We start from the raw sequence: 19348 nt of genomic DNA, 5'->3' as shown, positions 1-19348 counted from the left end.
TGAAGTATACTATGTCGCTAATAAAATGTACGAATATATATGTATATTAGAGAAGCCCGTTTAAAAAATAATTCTATATCCCTGTACATATTATTAAGCAACAGAGAATTGATGAATAAGATTCAATAATTCTAGTTGGCATGACCCTTGCTTTTAAAAAGATGAATATTCAACTTTTTAAATTTAGGGAAATAGGATGTATAAACCGCTTACTTTATCACTGGCTATATTGTCAGCTTTACTAGGCTCTACTTCAACTTTTGCAGAAGAGTTTAAAGTTCTTAAACAGATAAGTAATCAGCCGGGACTTTTAACGCAGGGAAAGTATAAAGATCAATATTATATACCCAGTACTTTAAAAACTATTCAATGGGGTTATCTGCCTAATAAAGATTCCCGACCAGTTCTAAGTGTGCCTACCGATAGTACTGTTGTTTTTGATACTGTTTCCCATGAAGGCCTGCTCGAAGATCAGGGGCGTAATGCAGAAAAATATTTTCGTTCCCAAGGTGTAAAGCCAGAATATATTCTAGATGAAGCAAAGATAATTACGCAGTCTGCTTTAAAACATGATTTTAGTAAAGATGGACCACATATTGTGACGGGGCCTATTGAAATACAGGGTGCAATGCCGGGTGACATATTAAAGGTAGAAGTACTCAATGTTGAACCACGAGTTCCTTATGGGGTAATTTCTAACCGTCATGGTAAAGGCACTCTGGTAGGAGAGTTCCCTAAAAAAACAGTACAGGAAGGTGCTTCCCACTTACACCCTGAACGTTACGGCAATGTATCAGTTTTTACACCTATTGAGAAAAATGCTCAGGGAGAATATGAAGGTGTACTAAAAACACAACAGGGCAAGTCGATTCGTTTCCCTCTTGCACCATTTATGGGAATTATGGGCGTGGCTGCTAATACCAGTGAACCAGTAAATTCGATTCCACCTGCCTTCTTTGGTGGGAATATTGATATTAACGAGTTAGGTAAAGGCTCGACTGTTTATTATCCGGTACAGGTTCCTGGCGCACTTTTCTATACTGGTGATAGCCATTTCGTTCAGGGCGATGGTGAGGTCGCTTTAACGGCACTTGAAGGTTCAGCACGTGCTACATTGAAATTTACACTGCTAAAAGCTGGAAAGGACAAAATTCCTGGTAAGGAGATTAAACATGTACTTGCTGAAAATGATCAATTCTGGATTACACCAGGATTAGATGAAGACCTTGATATAGCCATGAAAAAATCCACCCGCGAAGCTATCCGGTTCTTAAATCAGGAATATGGTATTGATGAAGCACTTGCTTATGCTTATTTAAGTGCTGCTACTGATTTTGAAGTTTCACAAGTAGTAGACCGGACTAAAGGAATTCACGCTATGATTCGAAAAGCTGATTTCAAAGAATTTAATCAGCCAGAAAAAAGCAGATAAATGGGAGAAGAGAGAAAATATCGATGAGGATATTTTCTCTTGCTCTTAAAGAAGTATAGGGATACTTAAACTGAACTGACTAGTCTAATAATATGTTATGACTCTACATTTTTTATTATAAAAATATACATTCAGTCTTTAAGTGTCACTTTTATTTAATCAAATGATTATTCAGGTTGCCTAAGTAATTATAGGGGCTCAGCCCTTACATTTCTCGACCATCCTCTTACAGACCAAGCTTAATAGGGGGTATTAAATGACTTATAAAGCGATTTAAAAAGTAGAGGAATCAAAATGAAGAATATTTACGCAGTTCTTATACTTTCTTTAACTGGTACGTCATTTACGTCTTCTGTTATTGCTGCTTCTACCGCGGATCGACCTGCACCAGAAGCCATTGCTGCAGCTGAAGCCCAAAAAGCTGCTTTAGACTATCAATATGAACAAGAGCACAAATCACCAGCCTCTTTAGATTAGACAATACAGGGCTTTATAAGATATAAGCTGTGAACTTTAAAGCCCTGCTTTCAAAAACAGTTTTATTATAACTATATTAAACCTGTTCAAATTATATAATATTTATATTTTCTAAATAATAAAAATTTACTCTCTATTTTATTATAAATAAATCTAATGACTCATAAAAGCTATAGCAGTTATACATAAAACCTTTCATCTCATTATAAAAAAGTAATTACAATTTACTAAAAGTGTGCATAATAATTTTATCTTTAGTTGAAAAGGTTCACTTATATGGATCCATCGCCGTGTCGATCAAAAATTATTTTTAATCAGCCTCGTTTATCCGGAGGTCTAAACTAATGGAATTTTTATTAGATCCGGGCATATGGGTGGGTTTACTTACCCTGATTGTTTTAGAAATTGTTCTAGGTATTGATAACCTGGTTTTTATTGCCATTTTGGCTGACAAGCTCCCTCCTGAAAAACGGGACAAAGCCCGTGTAATAGGTCTTTCTTTAGCCCTAGTAATGCGTTTGGGCTTATTATTTGCTATCTCTTGGTTAGTCACTTTGACTCAACCGCTTATTACTGTCTTTGACTGGACTTTCTCCGGTCGGGATCTGATTCTTTTATTCGGTGGTCTGTTCCTGCTTTATAAAGCAGTCAGTGAATTACATGAACGGATGGAAGGTAAAACTGAAGTTAAAGTTACTACAAATGTAGCTTATGCAAGTTTTACTGCGGTTGTAGCCCAGATTGTTATACTCGACGCTGTATTCTCTTTAGATTCGGTGATTACTGCAATTGGAATGGTTGACAATATTTATGTCATGATGGCCGCCATGATTGTCGCTATGGCAGTAATGTTGCTGGCTTCCAAACCATTAACTGAATTTGTAAACCGTCATCCGACCGTTATTATCCTGTGTTTAAGCTTCCTGCTCTTGATTGGTATTAGCCTGATTGCTGAAGGATTTGGTTTCCATATTCCTAAAGGCTATATTTATTCAGGTATAGGTGTTGCAATTCTTATTGAGATATTTAATCAGTTTACTTCGCGAAATGCAGCAAAGCATGAGGCAAAAATTCCTCTGCGTCATCGTACAGCAAACTCGATTTTAAAACTGATGGGTGGACGTGTAGAAACTGTGGCTGATGCACAATCTACAGAAGCGCAAGATGCATTTGTAGATGAAGAGCGCTATATGATTGGTGGAGTACTGACACTTGCCGAACGCTCAGTAGCCTCAATTATGACTCCCCGTAACCAGATTTCCTGGGTAAACCTTGAGGATTCACCTGAACAGATTCGTGAACAGGTATTATCTGTTCCTCATAGCCTGTTTCCTGTATGCCGTGGTAGCCTTGATAAAGTAATCAGCGTGATACGTGCCAAGGAACTGCTAGATGTACTTGAAGATGAAGTCCAGCTAAAAGCCTTGTTAAAACAGCAACGTCCAATCTACATTTTTGAAAAAATGAAAGTGATTGATGCGATTAATACTTTGCGTACTTCCAAAGGCTCGCTAGTATTGGTTAATGATGAGTTTGGTAATATCCAGGGGCTTATTTCACCACTAGATGTATTTGAGGCAATTGCAGGCGAGTTTCCAGATGCCGATGAACAGCTTGACCTGGTAAAAATTGATGAAAGCACTTGGAAAGCTGCTGGAAGTCTGGATTTGTATCAGCTAGAACTGGAGCTTGGCATGCTAGACCTGGTAGAAGATGATGCAGACTATGTGAGTGTAGCTGGTCTGATTTTAGATAAAATTCAGGATAAGATCACAGTCGGTACTCAACTAGATTTCCGGGGTGTACATTTTGAAGTGACAGAACTGGAAGGTAACCGAATCAAGACTGTTCAGATTACACATCATTCATAATCTGGTCTTTTAAAAAGAGCTTCTTTAAGAAGCTCTTTTTTATCTTAACGTATTAATATATAAGTCTAAATTTAAACAGAGAAGAGCAAGCATCGTTTAAATAACTGGAATAGCCTGTTATATACTGGTTTATATAAACCATACTTTATGGACCACGAACACAGTTACGACCTTCACGTTTAGCTTGATAAAGATAGTGATCAGCAATTTTGAAAACTTCTTCAGTGCTTTTGGAGCTCTCTGGCCAGTATGCGATACCAATAGAAATAGTTACCGGGCCAGACAGGTTGGTAATATTCGATTCTATTTTTTTTCTTAAACGTTCAGCACTGTTATAGACTGCTTTTTTATCAATGGTGGGCATGAGTACAGCGAACTCTTCTCCTCCACAACGACAGCAAATATCATCTTTACGAAAATTGGCTCTTAAATGACCGGCAATTTGTTTTAAAACTATATCACCTTGAATATGGCCATAAGTATCATTAATTTTTTTAAAATAGTCGACATCAATCAGGAGAATAGAAAAAGGTGTATGGTTATCTACCATTTCTTTAATAAAGATATCGATACCCCTGCGATTGTACAAGCCAGTGAGAGGATCAGAATTAACATGATGATTCATTTCTGAAATTTTCTTACTAAAATTTTGTGCACTTAAAAGTAAAGATAGTTTGAATTTCTGTACTTCATAATACCAAGGGCTAATCGCTTGAATTTTCTGTTCTATTTCTGGCTGGTTAAGACGACTCGCCATTTTAGCCAAGTGATTCAAGGGGGAAGAAATGAATAGTGAAAGTTTCCAGATCACCAAAAAGATCAATAGATAAAATAATAGGATAACAACTGATACTTTATAAATTACTGAATTTGCCTGTTTAAGTAACTCTCTGGTTGGCTGTTGAGAAACCACAATCCAGTTGGTAGTAGAAATACGAGCGAAACCTGCTAAATTTTCTATTCCTCGACTGTTAATGAGCTCTACTCGCCCTCTATTGATTTGGTTCATATAAGAGAGGGCAGTATTGTTAGTCATAATGCTACCTATTCTCGCGGAATCGGGATGAAAGATAATCTGTCTGCTTTGATCGATCACATACATATAATTTTTTTTATAACCGTATTCGCTGGCAAGAAGGTCACTGATAATATTTTTTTCATTTAAATTGATAACAACCCCCATATAGCCCTGATAAATATTTTGCTTGTTGAAGATTGGTTGAGCTATAAAAATAATTAAATTGTGCCTGATAGAATAATAAGGTTGAGAAATATAGGGTTGTTTACTCTGTGCTAGATGCTTGAAGTTTAGAAGATCCTGATTTGTCAGTTGACCGCTATCAAAACTGGCCGGACTAAAATTAAGAATATTTCCTCGACGGTCACCAATGATTACCGCATTAAAATAATGAGCTTGATTCTTCAGGCGATCGACTTCATATTGCCGTAATTTATTATTATCAAAAGAATGACTAACGGCTAAAGTACTATGCTTGAGTTCAGATAAAAGATTTCTAAAATAGTTGTCAGTACTATTCGCGATCTTAAAAGCATATTCATAGTTCAAGGCAAGTGAATCATTTATTAATTCTTTTTTAGCAATATAGTGACCAATGAGTAAGGAGATAATAAATAAAGAAGAAACAGCAAATATGGTAAGAATAAGGATTAGTTTTCTTAAGTTAAGGTTAAGGGCATGAATAAAGCTAATATGTGACATGGTGCATGAAATCTATATCAACAGTGAAATATTCTATCTTATTTTGTATGTTCTTGGTTAATATTTGTTCTTTTTATTTTTAGATATGGGTTAGTTAACCAAGTTAAAAGATATTAAAATTAGATAAATTAATAAAAAAATTCTATTTTAGAACTCAACCTTATGACATTTTATATATTTTTAATATATTAAAAAATAATAAATAATTTTTTTAACTATTTATAATAAGTCTATAGTTTTTAATCACTTAATAGTTCCAATAAAAATTTATTCATTATGATGAAGTTTAATTTGTATTTTGATACATATTTTTATTATTTAAGTTAAAGCAAAACAGCCACTTATGCTAAGCTAAATATAAATAATAGATGAGGATAACTATATGAAAAATATACCAAATGGAACCCAAGTCATTCATCATCTAAATTATGAAGAACAAGTATTTTATAAAGAAGAGAATGGAAACTTACTATTTTGGAATGAGAGTAAATGGGAAAAAGCCCTGATAGAAAGTATTGAGATGATGATCATTAAAGATTTTGAATTAACTGATCTAAGAAACTAAAAGACTATCCTGAAGGGGACGTTTTAAGATAGATCAATTTATAGCTGTAGCCCTGCCAATACAGGTGATTGAGCAGGATTTATTATTTCTAATGTACTGAATTTATTTAATTTATCTGAAACTCAAGTTAAGTTAACCTATATTCTAGCTCAGGTAGACTTTTATAAAAGATATTAGCTAAACTTTTGATTATATAATAATATTCTTCAAGCTAAATGTGGTATTTGAATTTTAAAAACTCAACAAATTAAAAAATGGATATTCTTTCTGTAAATAATTAAACTAGTTGGTCCGCTATTTGATCTGTTCTAATTTGGGCTTTAGCTTAAAATATCTCTGACTACTTTTTCTCTCCTGTACTGTAATTTTATTAAGCCTAGCTTGTTCAAGGTATAAGTTGGGGGAGCTAAGCAGGCCATTAATTAAGTGTTATCAGGTTTTAAAGTAGATCTAAAGATGAATAGCTTAGTAAATAAGTTGAAAGTGAGGTTGGAAATTTGAGTCAAAATACCGTAATCAGAGAGCTATTTGATCGGCCAATCGAACAAAAAATTTGGGTCGCGCCAATGGCAGGGGTGACAGATCGACCATTTAGAACCTTATGTAAATACTTTGGTGCAGGCCATGCTGTTAGCGAAATGATGACAGCTGATAAGACACTGAGGATGAGTAAAAAGAGTTTATATCGGGCTAATTTTGATGGTGAATTAGCTCCAATTTCTGCCCAGATAGCAGGATCTGATCCAGAACAACTGGCTGAAGCAGCACGTTATCAGATTGCTAATGGTGCTCAGATTATTGATATTAATATGGGATGTCCGGCAAAAAAAGTTTGTAATAAACTTGCAGGCTCTGCTTTATTACAGGATGAAGAACTGGTTGCGCGTATTTTAGATACCGTAGTTGCCGCAGTTGATGTGCCAGTTACCCTTAAAACTCGTTTGGGGTATTTAAATGGTCAAGAAAATATTCTGCGTGTGGCGAAGCGGGCAGAAGAGGCTGGTATTGCGGCACTGGCTTTACACGGTCGGACTCGTGAAGACATGTATTTAAATCATGCACGTTATGATTTGATTCGTGAAGTTAAAAAAATTATTCATATCCCAGTAATTGCTAATGGCGATATCGATAGTCCTGAAAAAGCCAAATTTGTATTGGAACATACAGGCGCCGATGCGATCATGATTGGGCGTGCAGCACAGGGGCGTCCATGGATATTTCGAGAAATTGCCCATTATTTAAATACTGGAGAATACCTAAAAGCCCCTGATATTGAAGAGGTAAAACATGTATTACTTGGGCATTTAAGTGAGCTCTATGAATTTTATGGGGAGTATTCTGGCTGCCGTATTGCCCGTAAACATATAGCTTGGTATACCAAGGGCTTATATGCCAGCAATGAGTTCCGTCAGAAAATGTATCAAGTAGAAAGTACGTTAGAGCAGGCAAAAGTAGTAGAAGCTTATTTTAACCAGTTATTGGCCCAAGGACGTTTAATGAGTGATGTACAGCAAGAAACTGTTAACCTGCTTGATCCTTAAGCCAAAAAGAGGCTAGGCATGAATATTGTATTGCTCTAGCCTCCGGTTAAAAACTGTTAATCTGAATTTGAATGAGTGGCCTGATTAATTTCAAGATTTAGCAGGTTAATCAGGTCAACAGCATTTAGCTGTCGAATCTGGGCAACATTACTGCCGGCCCAGAATGCCCCATACTCATAATGACCCTGTTTGGATGCAATTTGATGCAGCTGTTTTGCAATATCATAAACATATGGATAGGCGGGTAGACTTGGCCGCTTAACCAGATCAACTTCGGTATGCCATGCATTAATCAGGCCGCGTGCCGGGCGTCCTGAAATAGTTGAGGTAATTTGAGTAAGAGGCCGGTTAAATAAAGCTTCACGATAGGCTGCATTGGCATTTGAGCTTGGACATTGCACGAAAGCAGTTCCTAACTGTACAGCTTGAGCTCCAAGTGCAAGACATTGCTGTGCCTGGCGGCCGTTCATGATTCCGCCCGCTGCTACGACTGGTAAATCAAGATATTGTAAAATTAAGCGTACCAAGTCAGTCGTTTTAATGGCGCTGTCACGATGCGGGTTAAAGCAGCCACGATGTCCACCGGCCTCTACCCCTTGAGCAATAATGACATCAATCCCTGCTTCTGCAATTGCTTTTGCTTCCGCCAGATTGGTTGCAGAAACCATGGTTAAAATCTTTGCTTTTTTAAGTGCTTCAATTTGATGTGGGTGTGGAATACCAAAATGAAAACTGACGGCTGCTGGGCAAGTCTCTAAAACAAGATTGAGATAATCATCTGAGTCCTTAAAGCTTGGATAGATATTTTTTAACTCGTTAGGTGCAGAGGCATCAAATTTTCTAAAGTGCGGTTCTAGATATTCAATCCATTCTTGTGCAGTATCCTGATCCAGTATTTTAGAGCGATGACAAAAAAAATTAAGCTGAAAGGGCTGTCGGGTTAGCTGTTGTGTTTTTAAAATCTGTTCACGTGCCTGCTCAACTGTATTGGCTCCTAGGCCTAATGAGCCCAAAGCTCCGGCATTAGAGACTTCAGCCGCCAGCTCGGGTGTACTTACACCTGCCATAGGCGCCAAGAAAATAGAGTGTTTCAAGCTAAGTCTTTCGATCAGATTCATATTCTTATTACCTAAATTTTATTTTAAGATTTACGTCAAACGCTCGAGAGATGCAACCAATATCCAATATTTTGTTAATAAATAACGTAATTTCAGGCATGATTGATTTCCTAAGGCTTTTTTATATGAAGGCAGAGCAAGCCATAAACTTGAGTTTCTCTATCATTACCAGATCGATTATATTCAAACTAAAATAGCCTAAGTTAAATTGATTTAACGACATGCCTTGTCGCAAAGAAATAAATGCAGGCTTTGCAGACGCAACAGACTAGTATAATTAATGATTATCTCTATATACATGGATGATCAGGTCTATGTCTGAACGTATTCGCGAGAAACTGCAAATTCTGGCTGATGCTGCCAAATATGATGTATCCTGCTCATCAAGTGGCAGTAATCGAAAAAATAAGGATAAAGGTCTCGGAAATACCGGTTCCGGGATCTGTCATAGCTATACTGAAGACGGTCGTTGTGTCTCTCTGCTTAAAGTCTTATTTTCAAATATCTGTATTTACGACTGTGCTTACTGTGTTTCAAGGCGTTCAAATGATGTGAAGCGTGCTGCCTTTACTGTGCAGGAAGTCGTAGATCTTACTATTAATTTTTATCGTCGTAACTATATTGAAGGCCTGTTCTTAAGTTCAGGGATTTTTAAATCGGCTGACCATACTATGGAACGCATGTTGCAGGTGGTTAAAAAGCTTCGGTTAGAAGAAAATTTTAATGGATATATACACTTAAAGACTATTCCAGGAGCTTCACCTGAACTGATTACAGAAGCTGGACTATATGCTGACCGGATGAGTATTAATCTGGAAATGCCAACAGCAGATGGACTACAAAAGTTTGCACCTGAGAAAAGTCACAGTGAGGTGCAGAAAGATCTGGGAATTGTCCGTGACCGGCTTATCCAGTTTAAGGATGAGCGTAAAATTATTAAAACAGTACCCAAATTTGTTCCGGCAGGTCAAACCACACAAATGGTTGTCGGGGCGCATCATGAAACTGATCAGGACGTGATTTTAATGGCAGACCGCCATTATAAAGAGTTTAAACTGAAGCGTGTCTATTATTCTGGTTATATTCCAATTAACTCTGAAGATCGGGCTTTACCTGCCATTGGATCAGCACCACCATTATTACGTGAAAACCGGTTATACCAGACTGACTGGCTCATGCGCTTTTATGAGTTCGATGCTCATGAACTGGTTGATGACGAACATCCGAACCTTGAACTGGATGTAGACCCAAAATTGGCTTGGGCACTACGTCATCCTGAACAGTTTCCGGTAGATATTAATACGGCTGAATATAGAATGATCTTGCGCGTACCGGGTATTGGCGTACGTTCTGCGAGAAAGGTTATCCAGGCGCGGCGCTTTGGAAGTATTCATATTGATCAGCTTAAACGCATGGGGGTTGCCTATAATCGGGCTCAGCACTTTATTCGCTGTGCAGATACACCCAAATTTATCAAAGAAATGCTGCCGAGCCAGATCAGGCAGCAGATTCTGCTGGCTGGCCAGTCCAAATATAATGCACAGCTCCCTCCACAATTAGGACTAGGCTTTTAAGTGGCCCAGTATGTTTTTGATGGCAGTATGACCGGACTGCTAAGCTGTGTTTTCCGGGCTTTTCAATTTAAAGAGTTTGCAGTAAAAATTAGTATACAAGGGCGCTTCCAGTCGGGACTGTTTGATGAGGTGATTCATGTAAGTGCAAATGATGAACATGCACAACGTGTATGGAATGCTTTAAAAATTAAAGTTGAATATACGAGCCTGAAAAATTTTTATTACACTTTTTTATCTGAACAGGAACAGGCATTTCAGCAGCTCTTTGAATTTTGTATATATGTATTTCAGTCTGCTTTACCCGTAGACTACAACTATGGTCATGCTGCGGTATTGGGTCTTTCCCAATGGACCAAGCAGGTAGGGCGTGAGAAGCACCGCATGGAAGCTTTTGTCCGTTTCAAAAAAGCCAAGAATGGTCTTTTCATTGCGCTGGTACGGCCAGACTTTAATGTATTGCCTCTTATTGAACGGCATTTTAAGGACCGTTATCAGGACCAGTCTTGGCTGATTTATGATGAGAAAAGGAATTATGGAATTTACTATGATTTAAAACAGGTCCATCAGGTGCATATGCAGGTAGAACAAGTGGACCAGACATTACATACTGGGTTTAGTCAGAAATTTACAGTGGAACTGGATGATGATGAATTGCTTTATGACCAGCTCTGGAAAGACTATTTTTGTGCTATTAATATTGAAGCTCGACGTAATATAAAACTGCATATACAGTATGTCCCTAAACGTTATTGGCGTTATATGAATGAGAAAATATTGTCCGAAGACTCATTTTTGCAAAAGAGATGAGAAAAATTTCATAATCGAATAAAGTAACGCACAGTATTAAGCTTAGAGTTAATGATGAAATTCTTCCATGTTGTTTTAATTTCTTTATCTCTTGTTTTGCTGGGAGCATGCGCAGAAAAACGGCCTGATGATTTCCATAGTACGCCAGCTGATTATCGGGTAAATAGTGCAGTAGAACTGCAAACCAAAATAGATCATCTTAACCAGGAACTGCAGCAACAATTCTTAACTTTCAAATCTCAATATCCTGATGCGTTTTCTGATCCCAAGGCTGAGCTGGATGTTCATAATTTGCATACATTAAACGAGCATCTGGTGAGCCGGTTTGCGTTGAAGAATGCAAAAAATGGTTACTGCAACATGATGAACAGTTATTTTGTAAAGATGTTTCAAATTGGACACCAGAATCTCAATCTGGTTGAACATCTTAAACTTGAACATCTACCTGCTCATGAAAATCTGAAAGAAATTTTTGCTCAACCCGAAAATTTCTATCAGTTTATTATTAATCGTTATACCAGCTATCGACAAGTGCAAGAGACCATGAATTATGGCTGTAACCTAAAAGGTGCTCTCGAGCCGTAAATAAAAAACCCATCATATCGATGGGTTTTTTATTTAGCAGCTGGTCAATTTTTCTGGTTGGGGTGCTTCGTCTGGAAAGAAGACAGGACGTAGTTTTACACCAATAGTATTACCTAAGAAGGCAAAGATCAGCCATAACCATCCATGTAAACTACCTGAAGCAATCCCACTGAAATAGGCACCAATGTTGCAGCCATATGCCAAGCGGGCACCATAGCCCAGTAAGATACCGCCCAGAACTGCAGCCAGCAGTGAACGACGCGGTATGTTGAAGTTAGGAGCAAACTTACCGGCCAGACTCGCAGCCAGCAACGCACCCAGCATGATACCGAAGTTCATCATGGAGGTTACATCAAACCAGAGTGGTTCAGTAAGGGCTTTAGCATTGGCAGGTTGTTGCCAATATGCCCATGAGGCGACATCTATACCACCCAGACTAGCTGCTTTGGCAGCCCATACAGCTAAAGCCGAGGTTACTCCCCAAGGCCTGCCAGCTAAAGCCAGTGTTGCAAAGTTCAGTAAGGTCAATAAAATCCCGCCCCAAACCAGTGGCCAGGGGCCACGCAAAAAGCGTCTCCAGCCAAGCTCGGATGAGGTAGAGCCGATTTCTAATGCACCATGGCGCTTTTTCTCAAAATAAACAGTTGTCAGCGCGATGACTGCAAAGAGAGCAAAGTTTAAAAGTAAAGCAGGCATTACCCCCAAACTTTTAACAACAGAGACAGGCGCCAAGTGCGGCAGGTTAAACCACCAGTCCAGATGCAAGGTTGCCAACAGGGAACCCAGACAGAAAAATATCAGGGTAACCACCATGCGGGCACTACCACCACCGACCGTATAAAGCGTTCCAGATGCGCAACCACCCCCTAATTGCATGCCTATACCAAAAATAAAAGCACCAATCACAACCGAAGTGGAAAGTGGAGACACAAAACCGGTTACCGGCTGACCAAACAGCTGGCCAGCTCCTAAAGCAGGAAAAAACAGTAATACAGCCAGAGCCAGCATGATCATTTGCGCACGCAAACCACGACCTCGACGCTCCTTGATAAAAACGCGCCAGCTGGAAGTGAAGCCAAAGGATGCATGGTAGAGTGTCATCCCTAATGCTCCACCAATGAGAAGCAGCAGGGCTTGATTCAAGCCAACAATCTGGTATGCACTCATTGCGCCAATTAACAGCAGCAGCAAAGCGACCCAGACCGTAACTTGAGAACGATTGGATTTTTCAGCAACAAGATTCATGGGAGAAAAATAATACGAAGAGAATGAGTCTATTTTAACTTATTTTGACGCCTTAATTATTATGTAAATCTATAAAATATATAATATATAACTGAGAATAAGTGATAAGTTATAGTAGTTAAACTGATACAAAAGTCTGAACTAAAAACAGAAATTTTAATTATTTCTCTCTGTATGCAAACCTGGAAATAAATAAACAATACACATAGTTTAAATATCACATCAATATCAGAAAAGATAAAATATATTAAAGATAAAAAAATGGACTATAGATGTATTAAATAATGAAGGAAAAGAAAATGGATATTATTCCAGCCGAGCAGGCAAAACTATGGACTTTAGAAGCGGGTCTGACTATGACGGTAGTACGAGACAAGCTTAATGATCTGATTGAACAGGCAGCCAGACAGGGGAATACTGTTATATTCATGATTTTACCTAAATACATTGCACTTGAAGACATACATGCTCTCTCAGCAGAGCTGCATGAAATAGGTTATCAGGTCAGGTTCGGACTCGAAGAGAGCTATTATTATTTCAATATCCATTGGCATTAAAACTAAAACAGGCTCCTAAAGAGCCTGCCTTTTAAATCAAAGATTTTTAGACCGATGTCATGCCACCTTCATGCTTGACTTCAAGATGTTCAGGCAGATGTGGATTGGTTAATGCAAAGGCTTCTTTTAACTGCATATCAAAGTTATCTGTAAGCATACTGTCAAAACGCTTGGCATTATAACGGATAAGCTGTTCAGCTTCTTCATCAGTAATAAAGCCCTTGCTGACCGCATCTTCTACATGCTCTTCAAAAGTTAAACCGACAAACTGTCCCTTGGATTCAGCTTTTTTAAATCTGTCCCAAAGCGGTTCAATCTGTAGCAGCATTTTAAAGGTAGATTCCAGTCGGCCATTTACATCATCTTCTCGGACATTATAGTAAACATGAGCTTTTAGTTGTTCGCGGAAGGGATTTTCCATCATAATCCACTGAGCCACCTGTTGTTTGAGCTTATCATTTGGTTTGGCTACAGGACGACCAAAGGGAAAGCAGACCATTTTAACCAGCCCGGCTGCTGCAGGCACTGGGAAATTGGCAAATAGTCCATCAAAAGCCTCTTGTATCTGATAAAACGCTTTTTCCAGAGCCAGTTGTGCATGATCCTGTTCAGCTTCAGTCCTATTGCCACGTTCATAATATTTTAAAATAGAAGTCGCAATGAATAGATAGGAGTGGATATCAGCCAGACGGCCAGACAGCATTTCTTTGCGTTTGATATCACCAGCAAGTAAACCCAAAGACATATCGGCAGTTAAGGCAAAGCAGGCACTAAAACGGTTAACCAGCTTATAGTACGGTAGAGTAAAATCATCGGCTGTAAAAGCTGCACGTGAAGAACCCCCTGTAAATGCGTAGGCCAATGCCCGTGCACCCCGGTTTAAGGTATAGCCTAAGTGATGATAAAGCATTTCATTAAACTTGTTTAAGGCACCAGTCTTATCTGGAGATTGCAACAGCTGTAATTCTTCAAATAGATAAGGATGGCAACGCATTGAGCCTTGTCCAAATATCATTAGGGAGCGGGTTAGAATATTTGCCCCCTCTACAGTGATGGATACAGGAACTGCCTGATACTGTAGAGCCAAAAAGTTGCGTGGTCCAAGTTGAATTGCACGACCACCGACTACGTCCATGCCATGATTGACCACTTTACGCATGGTTTCTGTTGCATAATGTTTTGCCATTGCCGTCATGACAGCTGGCGTGCCACCCTGGTTCAAACCACAGGTGACCATATAACGGAAAGCTTCCAGCATATAGGCATCACTGGCAATATCACTCGTCGCTTCCTGTACACCTTCAAACTTCCCGACTGAAAGTTTAAACTGCTGACGAATGCGGGCAAAAGCACCGACAGTCAGGTAACACATTTCACCTGCTGCGGTAGAGAGGGCAGGCAAGGAAATACCACGGCCAACTCCCAAGCATTCCATCAGCATGCGCCAGCCTTTACCTGCATTTTTGGGTCCGCCGATAATCCAGTCAATTGGGATGAATACATCCTTACCATCGACTGTACCATTCATAAAAGGTGAGCCCGGATAATGGCGCGGTCCAATTTCTATACCGGGATGGCTGGCTGGAATCAGGGCACAGGTAATTCCATATTCATTTTTGTTTTTATCACCAAGCAATCCGTCTGGATCAAACAGTTTAAAAGCCAGACCGACCACAGTTGCAATGGGTGCTAGAGTAATCCAGCGTTTGGAAAAATTCATTTTTAAGCCGAGTACCTGCTCACCGTCATACTGGCCATAGCAAACTACACCGGTATCGGGGATAGCACCGGCATCAGAACCTGCTTCCGGGCTGGTCAGACCAAAACATGGAATTTCAGTACCATTAGCTAACCCTGGTAAATAACGTTCCTTCTGCTCTTCAGTGCCGTAGTGCATTAACAGTTCACCTGGCCCAAGTGAGTTAGGTACCATACAGCTTACTGCCGCCGTCATGGAGCGTGAAGCAATTTTGCTCATAATCCGGCTTTGTGCAAAAGCCGTAAATTCCAGACCACCATAAATTTTAGGTATAATTAGACCTAAAAAGCCTTTCTCTTTAATAAACTGCCAAACGTGTTCTGGCAGGTCTTTATCATGATGATGAATTTGCCATTCATCTAGCATGTCACAAAGTTGTTCGACTTCATGGTCAAGGAAAGATTGTTCTTCTTCAGATAGATGCGGATAAGGATAACGGTCAAACTGATCCCAGTCTGGCGCGCCCATAAACAGTTCTTTTTCCCACCAGCTGGTACCAGCTTCTAATGCTTCGCGTTCGGTTGTGCTAATACTCGGCATCGCATTACTTAAACGGTCAAAAGCCGGACGTGTGATGAGGTTCATACGTAATGAATCAACAAGTAACACTAGGCTAAGTAGAATTAGCGGTATCCCCAAAATTAAGGACCATGGACTGATCACAGCTGTAATAATGACAGCTCCGGTCATTGTTATGGCACCCATAACTCTGGATAACCCATAAAAAAATATGGCCCATATAGTAATCAGCTGTAGCAAAATGCTCAGAATAAATAACATAAAATCACTCCTCTAAATCATTACATCTGATATGTAAAAACGACCAGCAGGAATCAACAGTTACGAAGGCATCATTTTTCTGTTTATATCACTTGAGGTTTTTTCAGTGAGTCAGTGCAATTATTTTTAATTAGATTAAAATATTTAACCTGCTGTATTAATCCTTTTAAAGCTATATAAACTCAACCATAAATAGTTAAATTTTTGTCACTATAAGTATAAAAATACCTCTCAATAAAAGACTATATAATTGATAGAAATGTATTTATTTGGTGGTTTGGTAACTATAAAACCTTAAGATATATTTGAAATGAAGTTACATAAAATATGTTAGAGCCATACAGAGACTGACACTTTATGTGATGAATAATTTTTGAACATATTATAGAAATAAATATAGATCAAAAAATAGGAGAACTATTATGTCACGTGGAGACAAGTCAGCTTACACAGAAAAACAGAAACGGCAGGCTCAGCATATTGAAGAAAGTGAAAAAGAGCGTGGGCATTCAGAGGATGAGGCAGAACGGATTGCTTGGGCTACCGTAAATAAACAGGACGGTGGTGGCAAAAAGAAATCGGATTAACAGCCAACACATTATAAAATTAGTAAAAAGGCCCTCACTAGAGGGCCTTTTAAAAGCTTAAAATAATTAGGCTTCAATCGTTTGAACTGCAATTTTTTTTGCTGGATCGGTTTTACGACGCACTTCAGGAACCGGTTCACCATAATACTGGCGATCTGCAAAATAGCTTGAACGTACCATAGGTGCTGACCAGATATTTCTAAAGCCAAGCTTACGGCCATGTTCAGCATAACGCTCAAATTCTTCTGGCGTGACAAATCGGTCAATCGGTGCATGCTGTTTGGAAGGCTGTAGATACTGACCAATAGTGACATAATCTACATCATGCGCACGAAGGTCATCTAGAAGAGCAATTACTTCCTCTTCTTTTTCACCAATACCCACCATTAGCCCACATTTAGTTGGAATATCAGGGCAGTATTCTTTAAACATTTTTAACAGATTTAAAGAGTGCTGATAATCTGAACCCGGGCGCATTGCCTTATATAAACGTGGCACAGTTTCAATATTATGGTTAAACACATCCGGCGGGCATTCAGTCATAATACGTAGTGCAATATCCAGACGGCCACGAAAATCTGGAACCAGAATTTCAAGTAACGTATTTGGGCTAAGCTGACGTGCTTCTTTAATACAGTCAACAAAATGCTGTGCGCCGCCATCAAGTAAGTCATCACGGTCGACTGAGGTGATAACTGCATATTTTAGACCCAAATTTGCAATTGTTTCTGCCATATGGCGTGGCTCATCTGCATCTAATGCATTTGGACGGCCGTGAGCAACATCACAAAATGGACAGCGTCGGGTACAAATGTCACCCATAATCATAAAGGTTGCTGTACCACCACCAAAGCATTCTGGCAGGTTCGGGCAGGCAGCCTCTTCACATACAGTATGCAGTTTTTGTGAACGTAAAGTTGTTTTGATACGTTGAACTTCTTCTGGTGCAGTCATCTTCACCCGGATCCAGTCCGGTTTACGAGGCACTTCAACCGTAGGTACAACTTTTACAGGTATTCTAGCGACCTTTTCTGCGCCACGAAGTTTAATACCCTGTTCTGGTTTACGGTTTTCAGACATATTCAACTTTTCCACTGTTTGAGGAGAGATCAGATTGACAGGCTTCTTATTATAACGGACTTAGCTTTAAATAGGAAAAAAACGCTATTCATTTAAAAAATGTAGCTATCACATAATATAGGTGGGGGAAATACAGCAAATTCATCAGGATTACGTCATAATATAGGCAAGATAAGAGATAACGTTTTCATGTAAGGAGCTTTGAATGCCACGTAAGAAAGAGGTCGTTAGTGGGAATTTCGTTAAATATGATGCGGTAGTTCTCGGTTCTGGACCTGCGGGCGAAGGCGCGGCAATGAAGCTGGCGAAAGCAGGTAAGCGTGTAGCTATTGTTGATATGCGTGAGCAGCTCGGTGGTAACTGTACGCATGTCGGTACTATTCCAAGCAAAGCTTTACGTCAAACTGTATCGAGTATTATCCGTTATCAGCGTGATCCGATGTTTAAAAAAGTGGGAGACTGGAAACAGTTCACCATGAAACAAGTACTACGCAATGCACACAAAGTGATTCAGCAACAGGTCGATACCCATTCACGCTTTTATGACCGTAATAAAATTGATATTTATCATGGACGTGCCTATATACAGGACAAAAATACAGTTTTAATCTTCAGCGATGACGGTATTAAGGAAACGCTGGTATTCAAACAACTGGTGATCGCAACAGGTAGCCGCCCGTATCATCCGGCTGGACTCGATTTTAATCATCCACGCGTATTTGATTCAGATAAAATTCTGGATCTTGATTTTGCTATTCAAAAAATCATTATTTATGGTGCTGGTGTAATTGGTTGTGAATATGCCTCTATTTTTATTGGTCTGGATCATAAAGTTGACCTGATCAATACACAGCATAAACTGCTCAGTTACTTGGATGATGAAATTGCCGATGCATTATCTTACCATTTGCGTGAACAAGGCGTACTGATCCGTCATAATGAACAGATTGATTATCTGGAAACTTATGATGATCACGTGGTATTGCACCTGCAGAGTGGCAAGAAAATCAAGGCAGATGCTATTTTATGGTGTAATGGCCGTTCCGGTAATACAGATGGACTCGGCCTGGAAAATGTTGGCCTTACACCAAATAGCCGCGGACAGCTTGCGGTCAATGATCAGTACCAGACTGAAGTTGAAAATATTTATGCTGCGGGCGATGTGGTAGGCTGGCCATCACTGGCTTCAGCAGCATACGACCAAGGGCGTTGTGCTGGTGCCAATATGAGTGGTGAGCTCAATGTAAAACCGGTAAAAGATATTCCAACCGGTATTTATACCATTCCAGAAATTTCTTTCTTCGGCAAAACCGAGCAGGAACTCACTGAAGAGAAAATTCCTTATGAAGTCGGGCAGGCTTCTTTTCGTCATCTGGCACGTGCACAGATTACTGGTGACACTGTCGGTGAACTAAAACTTCTATTTCATCGTGACACTCTGGAGCTTTTAGGAGTCCACTGTTTCGGTAATAATGCTTCTGAAATTATTCACATTGGTCAGGCAGTCATGCAAAGTCCAAACAACACTTTAAAGTATTTTATAGAAACAACATTTAACTACCCGACTATGGCGGAAGCTTATCGTGTAGCTGCATTAAATGGTCTTAACCGTTTATTCTAAAATGTTGTATATAAAAACGCCCATCAACT

General features: G+C 39.2%; 16 protein-coding genes. 11 read left to right on the top strand and 5 right to left on the bottom strand.

Annotation, left to right across the window (positions count from 1 at the left end; all coding sequences use genetic code 11):
• The first annotated feature begins 196 nt into the window (after nt 1-196).
• From B3R63_RS07385 to B3R63_RS07375, 3 genes are all read left to right on the top strand, one after another.
• Nucleotides 197-1432: an acetamidase/formamidase family protein gene (locus B3R63_RS07385; RefSeq protein WP_248087411.1), complete on the top strand. Its 1236-nt coding sequence runs from the start codon at nt 197-199 to the stop codon at nt 1430-1432.
• A gap of 294 nt (nt 1433-1726) precedes the next feature.
• Nucleotides 1727-1909, top strand: coding sequence for a hypothetical protein (locus tag B3R63_RS07380; RefSeq protein WP_286729479.1), 183 nt, complete (start codon nt 1727-1729; stop codon nt 1907-1909).
• 344 nt (nt 1910-2253) lie between these two features.
• Complete coding sequence (locus tag B3R63_RS07375; RefSeq protein ID WP_286729476.1) at nt 2254-3780, top strand: TerC family protein; 1527 nt, start codon at nt 2254-2256, stop codon at nt 3778-3780.
• 145 nt (nt 3781-3925) lie between these two features.
• Here the strand turns inward: B3R63_RS07375 and B3R63_RS07370 are convergent, their stop codons facing one another.
• Nucleotides 3926-5500, bottom strand: a complete 1575-nt coding sequence (locus tag B3R63_RS07370; protein ID WP_286729475.1) for a sensor domain-containing diguanylate cyclase — start codon at nt 5498-5500, stop codon at nt 3926-3928.
• Nucleotides 5501-5882: 382 nt separating this feature from the next.
• On the opposite strand from B3R63_RS07370, the gene B3R63_RS07365 reads away from it, so the two are divergent.
• Nucleotides 5883-6065: a hypothetical protein gene (locus B3R63_RS07365; protein WP_005019410.1), complete on the top strand. Its 183-nt coding sequence runs from the start codon at nt 5883-5885 to the stop codon at nt 6063-6065.
• A 539-nt stretch (nt 6066-6604) separates the two neighbouring features.
• Complete coding sequence (dusB, locus tag B3R63_RS07360) at nt 6605-7606, top strand: tRNA dihydrouridine synthase DusB (RefSeq protein WP_034429019.1); 1002 nt, start codon at nt 6605-6607, stop codon at nt 7604-7606.
• Between the two features lie 56 nt (nt 7607-7662).
• Here the strand turns inward: dusB and B3R63_RS07355 are convergent, their stop codons facing one another.
• Nucleotides 7663-8724, bottom strand: a complete 1062-nt coding sequence (locus B3R63_RS07355; RefSeq protein WP_005406528.1) for an NAD(P)H-dependent flavin oxidoreductase — start codon at nt 8722-8724, stop codon at nt 7663-7665.
• A 314-nt stretch (nt 8725-9038) separates the two neighbouring features.
• Between B3R63_RS07355 and B3R63_RS07350 the strand changes: the two genes are divergently transcribed.
• Genes B3R63_RS07350 through B3R63_RS07340 form a run of 3 tightly spaced genes read left to right on the top strand, consistent with a single transcriptional unit; the run spans nt 9039 to nt 11690 of the window.
• Nucleotides 9039-10298, top strand: a complete 1260-nt coding sequence (locus B3R63_RS07350) for a putative DNA modification/repair radical SAM protein (protein WP_286729470.1) — start codon at nt 9039-9041, stop codon at nt 10296-10298.
• Nucleotides 10299-11105 (top strand): TIGR03915 family putative DNA repair protein, encoded by an 807-nt coding sequence (locus B3R63_RS07345; protein WP_248131339.1) that lies wholly within the window; start codon nt 10299-10301, stop codon nt 11103-11105. It begins immediately after the preceding gene.
• 54 nt (nt 11106-11159) lie between these two features.
• A complete protein-coding gene (locus B3R63_RS07340; protein ID WP_005026949.1) occupies nt 11160-11690 on the top strand; it encodes a hypothetical protein in 531 nt (176 codons plus the stop codon).
• A 33-nt stretch (nt 11691-11723) separates the two neighbouring features.
• On the opposite strand, the gene B3R63_RS07335 is transcribed toward B3R63_RS07340, so the two are convergent.
• Nucleotides 11724-12935, bottom strand: a complete 1212-nt coding sequence (locus tag B3R63_RS07335) for a YeeE/YedE family protein (RefSeq protein WP_286729466.1) — start codon at nt 12933-12935, stop codon at nt 11724-11726.
• 299 nt (nt 12936-13234) lie between these two features.
• On the opposite strand from B3R63_RS07335, the gene B3R63_RS07330 reads away from it, so the two are divergent.
• Nucleotides 13235-13492, top strand: coding sequence for a hypothetical protein (locus B3R63_RS07330; protein WP_005026946.1), 258 nt, complete (start codon nt 13235-13237; stop codon nt 13490-13492).
• A 46-nt stretch (nt 13493-13538) separates the two neighbouring features.
• Here the strand turns inward: B3R63_RS07330 and B3R63_RS07325 are convergent, their stop codons facing one another.
• A complete protein-coding gene (locus tag B3R63_RS07325) occupies nt 13539-16031 on the bottom strand; it encodes an acyl-CoA dehydrogenase (protein ID WP_286729464.1) in 2493 nt (830 codons plus the stop codon).
• 422 nt (nt 16032-16453) lie between these two features.
• On the opposite strand from B3R63_RS07325, the gene B3R63_RS07320 reads away from it, so the two are divergent.
• Entirely contained in the window at nt 16454-16618 is a 165-nt protein-coding gene (locus B3R63_RS07320; protein WP_005019422.1) for a hypothetical protein, read from the top strand.
• Between the two features lie 66 nt (nt 16619-16684).
• Here B3R63_RS07320 and lipA read toward each other — a convergent pair whose 3' ends face one another.
• A complete protein-coding gene (gene lipA, locus B3R63_RS07315) occupies nt 16685-17698 on the bottom strand; it encodes a lipoyl synthase (protein WP_005019423.1) in 1014 nt (337 codons plus the stop codon).
• Between the two features lie 205 nt (nt 17699-17903).
• Between lipA and sthA the strand changes: the two genes are divergently transcribed.
• On the top strand, nt 17904-19319 hold the full coding sequence (sthA, locus tag B3R63_RS07310) for a Si-specific NAD(P)(+) transhydrogenase (protein WP_005019425.1): 1416 nt from the start codon (nt 17904-17906) through the stop codon (nt 19317-19319).
• The last annotated feature ends 29 nt before the right edge of the window (nt 19320-19348 follow it).

The organism is Acinetobacter sp. UBA1297, from assembly GCF_002307755.1.
Classification (GTDB): Bacteria; Pseudomonadota; Gammaproteobacteria; order Pseudomonadales; family Moraxellaceae; genus Acinetobacter; species Acinetobacter radioresistens.
The sequence above is the reverse complement of the archived record's forward strand: the minus strand, read 5'-3'. Positions and strand labels throughout refer to the sequence as shown.